This window comes from Thermohalobaculum sediminis, from assembly GCF_023487995.1.
GTDB classification, from domain to species: Bacteria; Pseudomonadota; Alphaproteobacteria; order Rhodobacterales; family Rhodobacteraceae; genus Thermohalobaculum; species Thermohalobaculum sediminis.
This window is the reverse complement of the sequence record NZ_JAMFKN010000002.1, coordinates 1-15,006: the sequence shown is the minus strand read 5'-3', so window position 1 is coordinate 15,006 and position 15,006 is coordinate 1. Positions and strand designations below refer to the sequence as shown.

Here is a 15,006-nt window from a genome sequence, read left to right as displayed (position 1 = left end):
CCCGGGGCTCGATCAGCGAGAAACACTTAGCCATCTTGCAAACTTTCTGGTTGCCTTCCGGCGGGCCCGAGTATAGTTAGAGACATGGCTAAGCATGATCCCGATCTCTCGCTGCTCTTCCATGCGCTCTCGGACCCGACCCGGCGGTCGATCCTGACGCGCCTCGCCGAGGGCCCCGCGCGGGTGACCGAGCTGGCGGATCCCACGGGCCTGCGGCTCCCGACCGTGATGCGGCACCTGTCGGTGCTGGAGGAGGCCGGCCTGATCGCCACGGCGAAGGACGGGCGGGTGCGCACCTGCGCCCTCGTGCCCGAGGCGCTGACCCCGGTGCGAACGTGGCTCGATGACCAGAGGGCGATTTGGGAGGCCCGGCTCGACCGGCTGGAGGACTACGTGACCAAGCTGATGAAGGAACGCTCGCAATGACGCCCGACCTGGACCCGAACACGGATCTGAGCTTCACCCGCACGCTTGCCGCGCCGCGACAGCTGATCTGGGAATGCTGGACGCGGCCCGAGCACATCCCGCATTTCTTCGTCCCCGCACCGCACAAGGTGACGGCCGTGGACATCGACCTGAGGGTCGGCGGGCGCTTCAACACGACCTTCGAGGTGGACGGCAACGTGATGGACAACAAGGGTGTCTACCTGGACGTGGTGCCGGGCGCGAAGCTCGTCTTCACCGACGCCTACACCGAAGGCTGGAAGCCGGCGCCGGAGCCGTTCATGACCGCGATCCTGCTGCTGGGGGATGCCCTCGGGGGCGGCACGACCTACACGGCGATCGCGCGCCACCGAAATCCCGAATCCCGCAAGACGCACGAGGAGATGGGCTTCTTCGACGGCTGGGGCACGGTGGCAACCCAGCTCGAGGCCTATGCGAAGGGCCTGATGCGATGAGCGACCGATTTGCGACGCTGACGTTCGAGCGGGCGGTGGCTGCGCCGGTATCGGTGCTGTGGCAGGCCTGGACGGCCCCGACCGCGCGGGCGCTCTGGGCCGCCCCCGTACCCTCGGTCACGGTCGAGTTCCTCGAGGCCGATACCAGGGTCGGCGGGCGCGAGGTCTCGCTCTGCAAGGTCGAGGGCCAGTCGGACATCCGCTGCGAGGCCGGCTGGCTGGCGTTGCAGCCGGGCCGGCGCAGCGTGAACTACGAGGTGATCTCGTCCGAGGGCGTGACGCGATCGGCGGCGCTGGTGACGGCAGATCTGGAAGGCGCGGGCGACGACAGCCGGCTCGCGGTAACAGTGCAGCTCTCGTCGCTGGCCGAGGACATGGCGGCCGGCTATCGGCAGGGCTTCGGCGCGGGGCTGGACAATCTTGCGGGCCTCAGCGAGCGGACCATGGTGCTGGAGCGGGTGATCCGCGCGCCGCGGGCTGTGGTCTGGGGCGCCTGGACCAACCCCGAGACGCTGCCGCGCTGGTGGGGGCCGGACGGCTTCACCTGCCGGACGAAGCGGATCGACCTGCGGACCGGCGGGGAATGGGTCTTCGACATGATCGCGCCGGACGGCACGGTGTTCCCGAACCACCATCTCTATGGCGAGATGCGGCCCGAGGAGCGGATCGGCTACACGCTCCTGTGGGGCGAGAACGGCCCGAAGCACGCCGACGCCTGGGCCGCGTTCGAGGAGCGGGACGGGGCGACGACGGTGACGCTGGGCATGGTCTTTAGCACGGCGGCAGAGTTCCGGGAGGCCAAGGGGTTCGGCGCCGTCGAGCTGGGGCTGCAGACGCTCGGCAAGCTGGCGCGCGTCGTCGGGGCGGAGTGATATTGGCAGGTTGCTGCGCTAGTGCGACGGACGCTACGCCCGCCCGTCCATCGTAGCGGCGAACAGGAGGGCGAAGGCGATGCGCCGCCGCCAGACGGGCGTCAGCGGCTCCTCGATGACGCGAAGCCGCGCATAGGCATGGATGAGCCGATCCGGCGCGGACAAGGGCGCGCGCCCATTCGATCTCATCGTGAACGAAGGAGCGGATGTCGATCTCGCTCGGACGCCCCTCGCGCGCCTCCCAATCCTTCGCCATCGCATCAGCCGACGCTGCAGCACCTTCGTTTCCTTCGCGGGCGCCTGACGACCGAGTCGCCTTGAGTCCCCCTGATCTTCCCGAGCAGGTTGTTCCGCTGGACGCGCGCCTCTGGGAGGCGGCGGGTCTTGAGGCCGAGCTCGATTTCCTTGCCGAAAGCCACGCCGGTCAGTGGTTTCGTCGTCCCGATCAACGCAGCCGGTGTCCTGAGCCGGAAAACCCACGTCGTGCCGGGCCCTCGAAGCTGCTCCAGTTGCCTCATCTCCTCGCCCTTCGCGTGCTCCACGGAGGACAACGGGCGCGATGAGCAGATCAGGATTTTCTATTTTATATCATATGTTTGTTAGGCGTGGCGGTGGTGTCAGGCCAATGCGAACCAGTTTCAGGTTGGCAGTCAACGCTGGCCTTCAGGCTGCGCCGAACTGGCGCCACTCAGCGAGAGCGGCGGCGCGGTACAGCTTGAAGATGTCCCTGCTGGAGAGGCTGCGTTCCCGGTTGAAGTGGTTCGAGACGGAGGCGTGGACAGCGGCGAACTTCTGCAGACTTGGCATGCGCTGGAACCTGAGCATCGCGCGCTCGCGTCGTCGGAGAGGGAGGTGTGAGTTCTCTATCTTGTCGTTCGCCCAGCGACCGGTTTCCTGCCGAGCCTCGGCGCCGCTCTAGTTCATGGTTGCTCCGTACGATCGGAGCCGGTCGGTCACGATCGCTTTGGGCTGACCGTGCTTATGCATTGCTTTACGGAGGATTTCAGCGCGGCGCTCTTGTCGCGTGACTTGGTGACGAAGCTCTCCAGGACTTCGCCCTCATGATCCACGGCCCGCCGCAGGTAGCGCGTCTCGCCGTTGATCTTCAGGAACATCTCATCGAGATGCCATCGCCAGCGGCTCGACCGCATGGCCTCGATCCTTCGCGTCCGGATCTCCGCCGCGAACATCGGACCGAACCGATGCCACCAGAACCGGATCGTCTCGTGGCTGACGTCGATGCCGCGCTCGTGAAGCAGGTCCTCGACGTTCCGGAGCGAAAGCGGGAAGCGGATATCGAACACCACCGCCAGGCGGATGATCTCGGGCGACGTCTTGAAAAAGCGGAAGGGGTTCGGCTTCGTGATCCCGAGAGGGTAGGGAGGTTGCTTAGGCACCTCAAGAAGGGTTGCTCTGACAGAACCTTCAAATTGCCTCTCCTGCCGCGATGCGCCAAGCTAACGTTGGGGCGAGTGAACCTAGTCAAGCGGTACAAAGTCGGCTTGGCGGAAACTCGGACCGGGCCATGGATCTCCTCCGCCGCCTCAGCATTGACCGTGGAACCTTCGACGGGCGAGTCGCGGTCGTCACCGGCGCGGCGCGCGGGCTGGGCGAGCAGGTGGCGCGTGGGCTCGCCTGGCTGGGTGCCGACACGATCTTGGTCGACAACCGGCCCGAGGGGCAGCGCGTCGCGGACGAGATCGCCGCACAGCAGGGAAGGGCCGAGTTCCGGCTTCTCGACCTGCGGGACGAGGCGGCACTCGAGGCTTTTCAACGGACGGTCCTGGCAAGCCGGGGGCGCGTCGACATCCTGGTGAACAACGCTGCAAGGATGGCGGGTCTACCGCTTGCCGAAACGCCAATGGAACTATGGGACGACCTTTACCGAACGACAGTAAGGGCCTCGGCATTCCTGATCTCAAAATTCCTACCTGGCATGCGCACCGCCGGCCAGGGTGTGATTGCCAACACCGTCGGCGCCGAGGGACTGTCCAATGACGCGCCCTTTTCTTTCTCTATGGTCGGCCAGCGCTCGATGGTGCTCTCGCTTGCCGGCGAGGCGACGGCGGCGGCGGGCGTGAGTGTCTTCGGCTTCGCGCCGGGCGTTATGGACACACTGCTCTGGACCGAGGACCGCGCGCATTTCGAAAAATACTACGGCATGACGCTCGAGGAGTATGTCCGGGACTATGTGGACAATCCCGGCTATGATGGGTTGATGCCACCCGATCACGCCGCGGCGAGCTACATCTACTGCCTGGCTCATGCACGCGAATATCACGGACAAATCGCCGATGCCTTCCATCCCCTGATCAGCCACGGCATCATCGTTCCCGATGACACCACGAAAAAGGTCTCGGCCAGTGACAAGGACGGAGACACCGGGATCTGGGCGACCAACGATTACCTTCAGGGGATCTCGATCCTCAATCGCAATCTGGAGATGCGGATCGAGGAACGGACGCGGAAGCTGGAGGATGCAAACCGGCAGCTTGCCGAGCAGAAGCGCTACATCGAGGACATCTCGGCGCGAATTTCTCGCTACATCCCTCAACAACTCTATCAGTCGATTTTCCGCGGCGAAATCGGTGGTGGCATCGAGTCGCGTCGCAAGTACCTGACGGTATTCTTTTCTGATATCCGTGACTTCACGGTGCAGACCGAGCGACTCGAGCCCGAGGGGCTGTCGGAGATCCTTAACAATTATTTTTCGGCGATGACCGAGATAGCCCGAGCGCATGGTGCGACCATCGACAAGTTCATCGGCGATGCGATCCTGGCCTTCTTTGGCGAGCCGGAGACTGAGGGGCAGGAGCGCGATGCGGCCCGCTGTATCGAGATGGCGGTTGAGATGCAGCGGCGCATGGCGACGATGGGCGGCGCGTTCACGCGGCACGGCCAGCATGACCCGCTGGAGATCCGGATTGGCATCAACAGCGGCTATTGCACGGTCGGTAATTTCGGCAGCTTCGAGCGAATGGACTACACGATCATCGGCAGTCCGGTGAATCTTGCCGCCCGGCTGCAGGCGGCTTGCCCGCCTGGCGGCATCCTCGTTTCGGCGAATACGTTCGCGCTGGCGGGCCAACGGTTTAACTTCGTGCCACGCGGATCGCTGCAGCTAAAGGGAATTACCGGGCCGGTCGAGACCTACGAGGTCTCCTTCGACCGCAGCGGAGGGGGCGACAAGGGGGCGGCGGGGCCATTGGAAGCGCTGCGCGAGCAACTCGCGCGGATCGACCCGGAGCGGCTGGGAGAAGCCGAGCGCCGGAGTTTGCTGGAGCTGATGGCGAAGCTCGTTGAGGAGTGAAGGCCGGCGTGTTCCCCACTCGATCGCGCCGGTGGCCAGCTTCATCTGATTGGTCCGAGCGATTTGTCAGTTCATGACCGGCCTAGGGTCTTTTGAGACGCTAACCTCGGGTGCAGGCGGCCGGTATCCAAGAGAGCTGTGAAGCCTCGCGGCGTTGCAATGACGCCGGGCTCTCGATGACGATCTGAGCCTCTCGCAGTGAGTTAACGATCTCCCCGTTCAGGGGCGCATCTCGGGGTCGGCCATTGAAATTTTCGTAGGAGCCGTTCTCCCAAGGCGAGCCGGGTTCAATGAAGGCGGTCGTTGCGCCGACGGCGGCGGTCCAGTCCCTGACGACCTTGGCGACGAACACGGGCCCGTTATCCGAGTGGATGTATGCGGGAACGCCCTTCAGGATGAAGAGATCCGTGACCACGTGGCGGTGTCCTCTCGAAGGATCGGGCGAACGCTGAGGTCTTAAAAGGGCCGGGGCTCCCCCTCGTGAAGCGGCCGTGCGCATCAATGCCGGCCATTGTGACACCGTTGTTGCCGCTCGTCATGAATTCCAGGTCACCCATTATCGATCTTAAGATGGGGTATCATGATACCCCATACTGCCCTGCCACGCCAAGCGGCAGATCAACGCGCGACCGCCAACCCGAGAAGCGATGCCACTAGGACTGAACTGTCTCATGGCTGACGTGGATGCCGCGCTCGTGGAGCGGGTCCTCGACGTTACGGGGCGACAGCGGGACCCGCACACAGCATCACCGCCAGGCGGATGGTCTCGGGGCTGCTTTGGAAGCCATTGAAAAGATTAGATCTGCTCATCTCCGGGCGCTAGGAAAGCACTCCGATCGGCTCAAGGCTGATCTTTCTGACATCGCCCTCAGTCCAGCTTGAGCTCCCGAGTAAAGTGCGGCACGAACTCGGGTGCAAGGCGGTGAGCGAAGAGGAAACCGTGCCTGATCTCAAGGGCTATGGCTGGTTGCTGCTGGACGGCATGGTGATGACGCTCGGCGTGGCGACCGCCTCGATGATCGGAGCGCTCGCGGTCGGGCTCGCTGCGGCGGTGGGCAAGATCTTCGCACCTCGAGCGGGACGTGCATTGATCGAGGCGTACACGACCGTCGCGCGGGGTGTCCCGGAACTCGTCCTTCTGCTGCTCATCTATTACGGCCTGCCTACGCTCGCGCAGGACATGCTGGCGGGCCTCGGTCATGATGTTTCCCTTCGGATCGACCCCTTCATCGCGGGGATCGGGACGCTATCCCTCATCTACGCGGCCTTCGCCTGCGAGGTGTATCGCGCCGCCTACCTGGCCGTCCCCTCGGATCAGGGAGAGGCTGCGCGGGCGCTGGGCCTCTCTGCGGCACAGGCATTCCGATGCGTGATCCTCCCACAAATGATGCGCTACGCCCTTCCAGGGCTGGGCAATGTCTGGATGGTGCTTCTGAAGGCCACCGCGCTGATTTCGGTCATTCAACTCCCCGAGCTCATGCGAAGCGCCGACGTCGCCGCGCGCTCGACCCGGCTGCCGTTCACCTTCTTCTTCATGGCCTGCCTGCTCTATCTGGCGCTCACGCTCGTCTCGATGTGGGGGCAGGTGCGGCTCGAGCGCTGGGCATTGCGCGGCGTCCCGGGGAGCTCGCTCTGATGTCTGGGTTCCTCGCAGAGAACCTGATGCGCTTCCTCGAAGGTGCCCTTATGACGGTGCAGCTCTCGGCTCTGAGTTGCGCCCTTGGTTTCATGATCGCAGTGCCCGTGGCGCTCGCCCGTCTCTCAAGCGATCGCGCGCAATTCAGCCTTGCCACCGCCTACGTCTTCTTCTTCCGGGGTACGCCGCTGCTCGCCCAGATATTTCTGATCTACTACGGCAGTGGACAGTTCCGACCAGAACTCGATGCCCTGGGCCTCTGGGCTTTCTTTCGAGATCCCTGGTTCTGTGCGGTTCTAGCGCTGAGCCTGAACAATGGAGCCTATACGTCGGAGATCCTGCGGGGCTCTATCGCGGCGGTCCCGATCGGTGAGGTGGAGGCGGCGCGCGCACTGGGGCTGAAGGCGTGGATGCGGCTCTGGCTCGTGATCCTGCCGCGCGCGATCCGCATCGGATGGTCCGCCTACAGCAATCAGGTCGTGTATCAAATCCAGGCGACGTCGCTGGTCTCGGTCATCACCATGATGGATATCACAGGCGTCGCCCGTTCCATCGGGGCGCGCGACTTCACATTCTACGAAGCCTTCGGGCTCGCTGCCGTCCTCTACATCGTCCTAATCTACTGCACGATCCTCGTGTCGCGGCGGATCGAGCGGCACCTTAACGCCTATCTCGGAGCATCTCCCGCGCCCAGTCCCCCCTTCGGCACAGACGTCGTTCCATGAATGGCCGGGCCGTCCTCGAAGAACACCCGAGACGCGAACAGCTTGAGCATGCGTCCGACAAGGCGGCGAGCGCTTCGGGGTTGAGCCCGAACGTCCGGGTTCGGAACGCCCAAAATAGTGAGTGGCACCGCTGGCGAGAGCGCTACCCCTTCGCCCAGCGCGTCAGTAGACTGTTATATCGAAGCCGAACCATTTCTCAGAAAGTGCTTTCATCGTGCCGGCTTGCTTCATGTCGGCAAGCGCCTCGTTCACCCGCCTCAGAAGTTCGGTTTCATCCTTGCGGATGCCGATGCCGGTGCCCTCGCCGAGTACCGGATACTCGGTCCCTGTAAGAGGCGGACCGAAGGTGTCGAACATGGCACCGTCCATGCTCGCGAAGAAGGCTTGCCAACTCGAGCGGTGCGCCAGGGCGGCATCAATTCGGCCTGAAACAAGGTCGAGAATTATGTTGTCCTGCGTATCGTAGAGTCTCATGTCAACGGTGTCGCCCAGATACGCCTGAAGGAAATCCGCGTGGACTGTCGCGGGCTGGACGCCGACGGATTTACCGGCGAGCAGCGCCTGCACCTCTTCCAGTTGCTTCGCCGCTTGAAGCTCGGAACTCCGGGCCGCGACGAAAAACACCGGATCGGCGACGTAAGCGTCGGAGAAGGCAATTCTCTTCCGACGCTCGTCGGTGATCGACATGCTGGAAATTATCAGATCGTAGTGGCGGGCGAGCAGACCTAGGATGATGCCATCCCATTGCTGAGGCACCCATTCGCACGTCGCCCCAATCCGCTCGCAGATGGCGTTGCCTACGTCGATGTCAAAACCGACTAACTTTCCTTCCGCATCGGTCGCGTTCCAGGGTGGATAGGAGCCCTCCGTAGCGATCCGCAGGGACTCGGCAGCGAGCGGGGCGCTGCCGATGGTGAAGGCCAGCGCGGAGGCGGCGATCCGATGAGCAAGCGTATTCACGCAATAATCCGCCTTATCCAGTGGTCTCACCGACCCGCTGAGTTTAACGCCGGCCGACCACACTCGAACACTTCATCGGGAGACTGCCGATTGGTCAAGCGCCTGCAACTCGCCTCCGCCGCGAGCTCCTTCAAACGTCGGACAAAGAAACGACAAGAACTTCCTCGCCAGAGGCTTGCGCGACGCCAGGGCCGTCCATCGGCGTCGCTGTTGCACAGGGAGCGCTCCGCGGCGCGGTCTCATTGGCAATCGCTCGAAAGACTCTCAGGCTCGCTCGAAGCCGCGCCGGATTTCCCAGAGGGTGACGTCAGCCAGCTCGGCCATCCATTCGTTTCGGGCAAGTCGGGCAAGGTGTTTGTGCACAGCGGGCGTCAGCGCTTCAGCCGCGACAATAGAGTCCTCGAAGGCAGCGATCGCATCGCCGAGCGTCCGAAGAAGGGGCGCTGCGGCTTCCGGGGCGGCACTGTAGGCATCGCCCGTTACTGGCGCTGGGAGAGGTGCTCTGGCCTCCAGACCCGCAATTCCTGAGGCGAGCAATCCGCTGATCGAGAAATACGGGTTCATGTCGGCCCCCGGCAAGCGGAACTCGAGACGTAAATTAGCTCCGTGGCCGACGGTGCGGACCATGACCGTACGGTTCTCCGGCGCCCAGCAAATGTTGGTCGGCGCGGAGCGGTTCGGCTGCAGCCGTTTGAAGGAATTGTGGTAGGGCATGTGTAGAAGCTGGAAATCCCGCGCATGCGCGAGCACACCGGCCAGGAAAGCAGCCCCGCGCGGGCTCAGCCCGTGCGCGTCGGCACCCGTATCCATCGACGCCCCCATGATTCCATGTCCGTCCAAATCGGTGAGCTGGATGTGAACATGGCCGCTGGAACCCGGCATGGCCCCCTCGATCTTGGCCATGAAGGTGGCAGCCATTCCCTCTCGCAGGGCCAGCCCCTTGGCAAGGTACTTGAAGAGCGCGTGCTGCCAAGCGGCGGCGATCGGATCGCGCGGCGTCAGATTAAGCTCGATCTGGCCGACCCCAGATTCGCTGAGTGTGCACTCGACGAACATTCCGGCCTCAGCCACCAGCGCACGTAGCGGTTCGGTGAAGCTCTCTGCGACGCTCGAGACAAGTGCGTCGTGACCGCCGCGCAGGTGGTAGTAGGGTTCCAGGTTCCGATAGTCGTTAGAATGCGCTTCGCGATAGCTGGTTCGGTAGAGATAGAACTCGAGCTCCGTCGCCACTTTCACCCGCAGGCCGTGGGCCGCGAGCCGCTCCACCTGGCGGGCAAGGATCGCGGGAGGAGCCTCGGCCACCGGTACGCCGTCGAGATCGAGCACGTCGGCGAACACGATGGCGGTGCCGGGCTCGAGGGCGGTGCTCACCGCTGTCTCCGGCCGTGGCATAAGCAAGCCATTTCGCCAGCCCGTATGTGATCCCGTCACGGCGAGGTCGGTGGCCGGCACGTTCTCGATGCCCGTGGCGAGATGAAAGCTGGGCATCGGCATGCCTTCGGCAGCGATCTCGGGCCAGCGACGGACCGGCACGCGCTTGCCCATCAGCCGGCCAACGTTGTCCGGGGTTGAGATCGCGACCAGCTGCGCGTTCTCGAGGGCCTTCACGCTCATCGACGTGTCTCCTGGTTCGATTGGCAGCGGCACGCAGGGATTGCAGGCGATGGTCGGCGCGCCCGGCTCCGGAGGGGCTGTGTCGTGGGAACAGTACCAAGGAGCACGGGGCCTGGGTAGCGCGGCTCACGATCCACGATGTCGAAGACCTACAGCAGCCCGAACGGGCTCGAGGCGGCCGTTCGCTTCTGCGAGCTGTCGCGCGCCTGCGTCTTCACGGTGGAGTATTCCGTGCGCTCGGCCTGGACGGCGGTGCACGGGCTGACCGGATCGGTTGCAGCACCGCCGTCCGTCGTGCGCAGCGACCGCGACCCCGGCGCACTGCTCATGGCAACCAGGGTCCTGTTCTCAAGCTAGCCAATGGCGTGCAGAAGCAGACGGCCACACTCGCGCCACCGAAGAAGATGTCGATCTCCGGGGTCTCGAAGCCTGTGATGTCGATGTCGAAGGCGGGATCCTCCGCAAGGCAGAGGTCCTTCAGCTCGTCGAGCTCGATGCTGAGGGGCTCTTCGTTCCAGTCGGACCAAGGCCTCGAAGGTCACTCTCATCTCCGAGAGCATCCGATCCCCGGGTTTGCGCCGGATCTCTGCGGCGAACGTCGGCCCGAACCGATGCCACCCGAACCGCGCCGTCTCATGATTGACATCGATCCCGCGCTCATGGAGCAAGTCCTCGACGTTCCGGAGCGAGAGCGGGATCCTCGATCGAGAAGTCGTAGAAAAGCGCGCCATGCGCCACCTGCCGTGGACCCATCCTCGTCGTCGCCTCCCTCGCCCAGCGACAACGGAATCAGGACATTCCCACTACGTCAACGCCGAGTTCTACAACTGCGTTATACCGAAGCGGGCATTCCTCGGAACTCTACTCGCGCTGATCCCGCTGCGGCGCGGTCCCGAAGAGATGCGCCGGAATGAGGTCTCCCGAGTCCAGCGCTCCCTGTCGTCCGCGTGCGCTGACGAGACGACTCATCGCCATCTGCTCGCCGACGACGGACGACAAAGGCCCGAACATCGGTCCTTCCAAAGCGTTCACTTCCTCGCGGTTCGAGACTTGCAGCGCGGCTCGCTGATCCGTGATCTTCACGTCGCGAAAGCCTGCCCGTCTCATGGTTTCAGCTGCCTCGGCAGGTGTCGTGAATGCAAAGCTGAGGGGTCCCTTCGAGAGCCAGGCATTGACCACAGGACTTTGCTCGGCACCGGCGGCCCAAAGCCAATCAGCCGCGATAAACCTCCCTCCGGGCTTGAGAACTCTGAGCACCTCTGAATAAAGCGCCTGCTTGTCGGGAATGTGCACCATCGCGTCCTTGGAGAAGACGACATCGAAGCTCACGTCATCGAAAGGAAGCGCGCCAGGCTCGACGAGCTCAAGCCGAATGCGCTCGCCGAGACCCTTTTCTGCGATCAGACCGCGGGCCGCTGCAACAAGCTGTTCCTCCACGTCGATCCCGACGACCTGCGCCGCACCATGCGTCTCTACCAGCAGGACATCGACCCCTCCCAAGCCGGAACCAATGTCCAGGACGGACTTGCCAGCGAGATCGTCGTCGGAAAGCATCTGCGCGACCTCGCCTGCCCCACCGGGTGAAAGGAACCCCTCGCCCCACATGAATTGCAGGGCGTCCGTAAAAGTCTTCGCATACTGCATTTTCGGGGCCTCCGGACTCACTTCAGGCAGCGGGCCCGTCCGTACCTGTCGAGGTTGAACTTCTCCGTAGTGTTAATCACCCGCGTTCGTGGGAGCATCAGATTGAGTGAGCCTTGCGTCAAGTGTTCGTGAGGATGGTATCCATCATCACGTACATGCTCAGATGGCGTGCCGTCAGAACGGTGCGAACCAGTCTCAGGCCGCCCGACCGCCAACGTCACTGCCTGCCGCGCGCGGCCTAATACGCCACCGCCGCGTACATTGGCTCACTTGGGCATCACACTGTTCATCGGCCGAGTCCATCGGCCGACTTCGGCACGCACTCAGATCAATGCAGCGAAGAGCGCCGGGACGCCCAGCATTCCACCGATGATCAGCGTGAGGGCGAGGTCAAGTCCTTTGAACATTTCACTTTGTCTCCTGCGCGGGATTGATCTTCCGTGGTGGAAATAGACGTGACGGTGGCTGCTTGCATGCGACACCTCAGCACACCGAATGCCCCACCCGCTCGGGCCGAAAGAGATGTCAAAGGGAAGCCGGCTCGAGGCGGACTTGGGGCCTGCGTCGCGTCCCAGCACGAGCGAGCAAAGCGGCGTTCCCAATAGAAAGGACGGTCCGGAGCGAAAGCGGAAACCGGACGTGCATCATCACCGCCAGCCGGATGATCTCGGGCGATGTCTTGAAGTAGCGGAATGGGCTGCGTTTGGTCATGCCAGGAGGGTAGGGAGGTCAATCACCCGCCTCAAGCCGGGTTCCTTTGACAGAGCCGCGGCGCCAGCTCATCCGGTCGCGCAGGCGGCAATAAGCCGAGATTGCCTCGAGCACCGGACGGCGCAGGGCGTGGAAAGGCAGCGGCCTCAACGGCACGGGCGCGAGCGGCAGCACGCCCGCGTCGCCCGTGGCGATCCACTCGCCCATCGCGCGGCCCATCACGCTCGCCATCGCCACGCCCCGGCCGTTGTAGCCAAGACAGGCGCGTAGGCCCGGCGCCAGTTCGTGCACCCGCGGCAAGTGGTCGGCCGTCAACGCGACCTTACCTGCCCAGCGGAATTCCCAGTCCGTCCGCCTGATCTGCGGGAACAGCCGGCAGGCCGCGTCCTCGACGAAGCGGTAGAGCCCGTCGCGGTTGGTCTCGCCCAGCGAGCCGCGCCCGCCCATCACCAGCCGCCCCCGATCGTCCAGCCGGAAATAGAGCAGGATGCGCTGCGTGTCCGACACCACCTGCCCGCCCGGAAGGATGCTCGTCCGCACCGCCTCGGGCAGCGGGCGGGTTGCGACCTGCAGCGAATGGACCGGCACCACCTCCTGCGCGAGGCCGGACCACAGCCCGTCGGTGTAACCGTTGGTGGCGAGCAGGACCTCGCGCGCGCGCACCACGCCCGCGGCCGTGCTCACCCGCCAGCCCTCGCCGTCGCGCTCGAGCGAGAGCGCCCGCGTGCCCCCGTGCAGCCGCGCCCCCAGCCGCTGCGCCGCCGCCGCGAGCCCCCGCGCATACGAGAGTGGATTGAGCGCCCCCGCCCGCTCGTCGAGCATCGCGCCCCGGTAGCGCCCGGTGCCCATGAGCGCAGCCGTCTCGGCCCGTTCCAGCATCCGCACCGGCGCGCCGCGCGCGGCCCACTGCCCGGCGATGCCTGCAAGCCGGTCGAACGCCGCCCCGTCCACCGCCGCATTGAGCCAGCCGCAGCGGCGCAGGCCGCAGTCAATGCCGTGGCGCGCGATCAGGCCATAGACAACCTCGGGTGCCGCGCCCCCGAAGGCTGCGAGCCGCCCGCCCCGCTCGGCCCCGTATGCCGCCACGATCTCGTCCGGCGACCACTTGAAGCCCGCGAGCACCTGCCCGCCATTGCGCCCCGACGCGCCATGCCCTGCGCCGCCCTGATCGATGCAGACGACCGAGGCCCCGCGCCCCGCCAGCTCGAGCGTCGCCGAAAGCCCGGTGAATCCCGCGCCGACGACGCAGACATCCGCCCGCACCTCGCCCGAAAGCGGCCCCTCCGAGGGGTCGGGCGGCGCCGTCGCTTCCCACAGCGACCCGGCCGGCGCGGCCCCGCCATTCCCCGTCATCGCCGCCCCTGCTTGCGCACCGGCCGGTCGGGCCCCTTGTCCCGCCCCGGCTTGCGCCCCGCCCGAGCCGCCCGCCGTCGTCACGCGCTCCCACCCCGGCGCCCCTCGCGCCAGGCGATCGCGGCCTTCAGCCCGCTCTCGCGCCGGATGCGGTTGAACTCGGCCCGCTCGGGCCCGCCGCTCGCCTCGATGAAGATGTCGAGCTCGAGCGCCTGCCTCAGCGCCGCGCGCATCCCCATCAGCTCATAGCTGCGGTTGATTGCGAGCTTGGTCAGGCGCACCGAGTCGCGCGCCCCGGCGCGAATGTCCTGTGCCATGTCGTACGCCGCCGCCATCAGCTCGCCAGGCGCGACCACGCGGTTGACGAGCCCCATCTCCAGCGCCCGCGCCGCCGTGATCCGGTCGCGCCCGGCCAGCAGGATCTCCTTCGCCTGCTTCGGACCGGTGATCCAGGGCAGGATCAGCGCGACGATACCCGAGCCGAATCGCACCTCGGGCTCACCCATCACCGCGTCCTCGGCGGCGAGCGTCATGTCGCAGGCCATGGCGATCTCGAAGCCGCCGCCGACGCAATGGCCATGCACCGCCGCGATGGTGGGTTTGGGACAGTCCCAGAAGCGCATGATGAGGTCGAAATCCGCCTCGAGAATCTCGCGCCACTGGCGCGCCGAGGTCTCGCCCCGCGCCGCGGACTCCTTCAGGTCGAACCCGGCCGAGAAGGCCCGGCCCTCGCCCGCCACCACGATGGCGCTCACGCTTTCGTCGGCTTCGGCGATGTCGAGCGCGGCGCCAAGTTCGGTCAGCATCGCGCTGTCGATGGCGTTCAGCACCTGCGGGCGGTTCAGCCGGATCTCAGCCACCCCTTCCACGATCTTCAGCGTGATGGTCCCGAAGCTGCCCGGCGCCGCCATTTCCCCTCCCCCTCCCGCAGGGCCGGGGCCGGCCAATCCGGCCCCGGAGCATCCTCGCGAGGCCTCAGCCCAGCATGAACTGCTGCCACCTCTCCTCCCACCTGGTCCAGTACTTCGCGACCTCCTCGTCGTTGAAGACGACAGCGTCCTTCGAATTGTCAGGATGGTGGTGTCAGACCAATGCGAACCAGTCTCAGTTTGGCTGGGGCAGGGGTCTTTCAGGCCGCGCCGAGCTGACGCCACTCCTCAAGTGCGGCGGTTCTGTTGACCTTGAACATGTGCCGGCTTGAAAGACTGCGTTCCTGATTGAAGTGGTTCGAGACGGAGGCGTGGACAGCGGCGAACTTCTGCAGACTTCGCATGCGCCGGAA

At 65.0% G+C, this 15,006-nt stretch carries 13 protein-coding genes and 6 pseudogenes; 7 read left to right on the top strand and 12 right to left on the bottom strand.

Features of this window, described 5'->3' with window-relative positions:
* Positions 1-84 precede the first annotated feature (84 nt).
* The 3 genes from M1105_RS04020 to M1105_RS04010 are packed head-to-tail and all read left to right on the top strand — an operon-like array spanning position 85 to position 1,771.
* Positions 85-426 carry an ArsR/SmtB family transcription factor gene (locus M1105_RS04020; RefSeq protein WP_249579063.1) on the top strand — a complete coding sequence of 114 codons (342 nt, stop codon included), beginning with the start codon at positions 85-87 and terminating at the stop codon, positions 424-426.
* A complete protein-coding gene (locus tag M1105_RS04015; protein WP_249579062.1) occupies positions 423-899 on the top strand; it encodes an SRPBCC family protein in 477 nt (158 codons plus the stop codon). Before M1105_RS04020 ends, M1105_RS04015 begins: the two co-directional genes overlap by 4 nt.
* Entirely contained in the window at positions 896-1,771 is an 876-nt protein-coding gene (locus M1105_RS04010; protein ID WP_249579061.1) for an SRPBCC family protein, read from the top strand. Before M1105_RS04015 ends, M1105_RS04010 begins: the two co-directional genes overlap by 4 nt.
* 33 nt (positions 1,772-1,804) lie before the next feature.
* On the opposite strand, the gene M1105_RS20590 is transcribed toward M1105_RS04010, so the two are convergent.
* Positions 1,805-1,936: a C40 family peptidase gene (locus M1105_RS20590; RefSeq protein WP_264759497.1), complete on the bottom strand. Its 132-nt coding sequence runs from the start codon at positions 1,934-1,936 to the stop codon at positions 1,805-1,807.
* 498 nt (positions 1,937-2,434) lie between these two features.
* Positions 2,435-3,138 (bottom strand): annotated as a pseudogene (locus M1105_RS04005) (IS6 family transposase).
* Positions 3,139-3,296: 158 nt separating this feature from the next.
* Between M1105_RS04005 and M1105_RS04000 the strand changes: the two are divergent.
* A complete protein-coding gene (locus M1105_RS04000) occupies positions 3,297-5,081 on the top strand; it encodes an SDR family NAD(P)-dependent oxidoreductase (protein ID WP_249579060.1) in 1,785 nt (594 codons plus the stop codon).
* A gap of 66 nt (positions 5,082-5,147) precedes the next feature.
* Here the strand turns inward: M1105_RS04000 and M1105_RS03995 are convergent.
* Positions 5,148-5,493, bottom strand: a pseudogene (locus tag M1105_RS03995) (integrase core domain-containing protein); the annotation flags it as partial.
* Between the two features lie 247 nt (positions 5,494-5,740).
* A pseudogene (locus M1105_RS03990) lies at positions 5,741-5,891 on the bottom strand (IS6 family transposase); the annotation flags it as partial.
* A gap of 130 nt (positions 5,892-6,021) precedes the next feature.
* Here M1105_RS03990 and M1105_RS03985 point away from each other — a divergent pair.
* On the top strand, positions 6,022-6,717 hold the full coding sequence (locus tag M1105_RS03985; protein ID WP_249579059.1) for an ABC transporter permease: 696 nt from the start codon (positions 6,022-6,024) through the stop codon (positions 6,715-6,717).
* Entirely contained in the window at positions 6,717-7,442 is a 726-nt protein-coding gene (locus tag M1105_RS03980; RefSeq protein WP_249579058.1) for an ABC transporter permease, read from the top strand. Before M1105_RS03985 ends, M1105_RS03980 begins: the two co-directional genes overlap by 1 nt.
* Before the next feature lie 162 nt (positions 7,443-7,604).
* Here M1105_RS03980 and M1105_RS03975 read toward each other — a convergent pair whose 3' ends face one another.
* Together M1105_RS03975 and M1105_RS03970 are read right to left on the bottom strand one after the other, a co-directional pair.
* Positions 7,605-8,402, bottom strand: coding sequence for a transporter substrate-binding domain-containing protein (locus M1105_RS03975; protein ID WP_249579057.1), 798 nt, complete (start codon positions 8,400-8,402; stop codon positions 7,605-7,607).
* 264 nt (positions 8,403-8,666) lie between these two features.
* Positions 8,667-10,016 (bottom strand): glutamine synthetase family protein, encoded by a 1,350-nt coding sequence (locus tag M1105_RS03970; protein ID WP_249579056.1) that lies wholly within the window; start codon positions 10,014-10,016, stop codon positions 8,667-8,669.
* Between the two features lie 138 nt (positions 10,017-10,154).
* Between M1105_RS03970 and M1105_RS03965 the strand changes: the two genes are divergently transcribed.
* On the top strand, positions 10,155-10,373 hold the full coding sequence (locus M1105_RS03965; protein WP_249579055.1) for a hypothetical protein: 219 nt from the start codon (positions 10,155-10,157) through the stop codon (positions 10,371-10,373).
* 215 nt (positions 10,374-10,588) lie between these two features.
* Here the strand turns inward: M1105_RS03965 and M1105_RS21030 are convergent.
* The 6 genes and pseudogenes from M1105_RS21030 to M1105_RS03935 form a co-directional block, all read right to left on the bottom strand.
* Positions 10,589-10,717 (bottom strand): annotated as a pseudogene (locus M1105_RS21030) (IS6 family transposase); the annotation flags it as partial.
* A 160-nt stretch (positions 10,718-10,877) separates the two neighbouring features.
* A complete protein-coding gene (locus M1105_RS03955; RefSeq protein WP_249579054.1) occupies positions 10,878-11,660 on the bottom strand; it encodes a class I SAM-dependent methyltransferase in 783 nt (260 codons plus the stop codon).
* A gap of 609 nt (positions 11,661-12,269) precedes the next feature.
* Positions 12,270-12,371 (bottom strand): annotated as a pseudogene (locus M1105_RS03950) (IS6 family transposase); the annotation flags it as partial.
* 18 nt (positions 12,372-12,389) lie between these two features.
* Complete coding sequence (locus M1105_RS03945; RefSeq protein ID WP_249579053.1) at positions 12,390-13,724, bottom strand: NAD(P)/FAD-dependent oxidoreductase; 1,335 nt, start codon at positions 13,722-13,724, stop codon at positions 12,390-12,392.
* Positions 13,725-13,804: 80 nt separating this feature from the next.
* Positions 13,805-14,635: an enoyl-CoA hydratase/isomerase family protein gene (locus M1105_RS03940; RefSeq protein WP_249579052.1), complete on the bottom strand. Its 831-nt coding sequence runs from the start codon at positions 14,633-14,635 to the stop codon at positions 13,805-13,807.
* Positions 14,636-14,853: 218 nt separating this feature from the next.
* Positions 14,854-15,006, bottom strand: a pseudogene (locus tag M1105_RS03935) (IS6 family transposase); the annotation flags it as partial.

Bases quoted from the DNA above. Each gene is read 5' to 3' on its own strand.
- M1105_RS04020 (WP_249579063.1), top strand. From the start codon at position 85: ATGGCTAAGCATGATCCCGATCTCTCGCTGCTCTTCCATGCGCTCTCG.
- M1105_RS04015 (WP_249579062.1), top strand. From the start codon at position 423: ATGACGCCCGACCTGGACCCGAACACGGATCTGAGCTTCACCCGCACG.
- M1105_RS04010 (WP_249579061.1), top strand. From the start codon at position 896: ATGAGCGACCGATTTGCGACGCTGACGTTCGAGCGGGCGGTGGCTGCG.
- M1105_RS04000 (WP_249579060.1), top strand. From the start codon at position 3,297: ATGGATCTCCTCCGCCGCCTCAGCATTGACCGTGGAACCTTCGACGGG.
- M1105_RS03980 (WP_249579058.1), top strand. From the start codon at position 6,717: ATGTCTGGGTTCCTCGCAGAGAACCTGATGCGCTTCCTCGAAGGTGCC.
- M1105_RS03970 (WP_249579056.1), bottom strand. From the start codon at position 10,016: ATGAGCGTGAAGGCCCTCGAGAACGCGCAGCTGGTCGCGATCTCAACC.
- M1105_RS03965 (WP_249579055.1), top strand. From the start codon at position 10,155: ATGTCGAAGACCTACAGCAGCCCGAACGGGCTCGAGGCGGCCGTTCGC.
- M1105_RS03955 (WP_249579054.1), bottom strand. From the start codon at position 11,660: ATGCAGTATGCGAAGACTTTTACGGACGCCCTGCAATTCATGTGGGGC.
- M1105_RS03945 (WP_249579053.1), bottom strand. From the start codon at position 13,724: ATGACGGGGAATGGCGGGGCCGCGCCGGCCGGGTCGCTGTGGGAAGCG.
- M1105_RS03940 (WP_249579052.1), bottom strand. From the start codon at position 14,635: ATGGCGGCGCCGGGCAGCTTCGGGACCATCACGCTGAAGATCGTGGAA.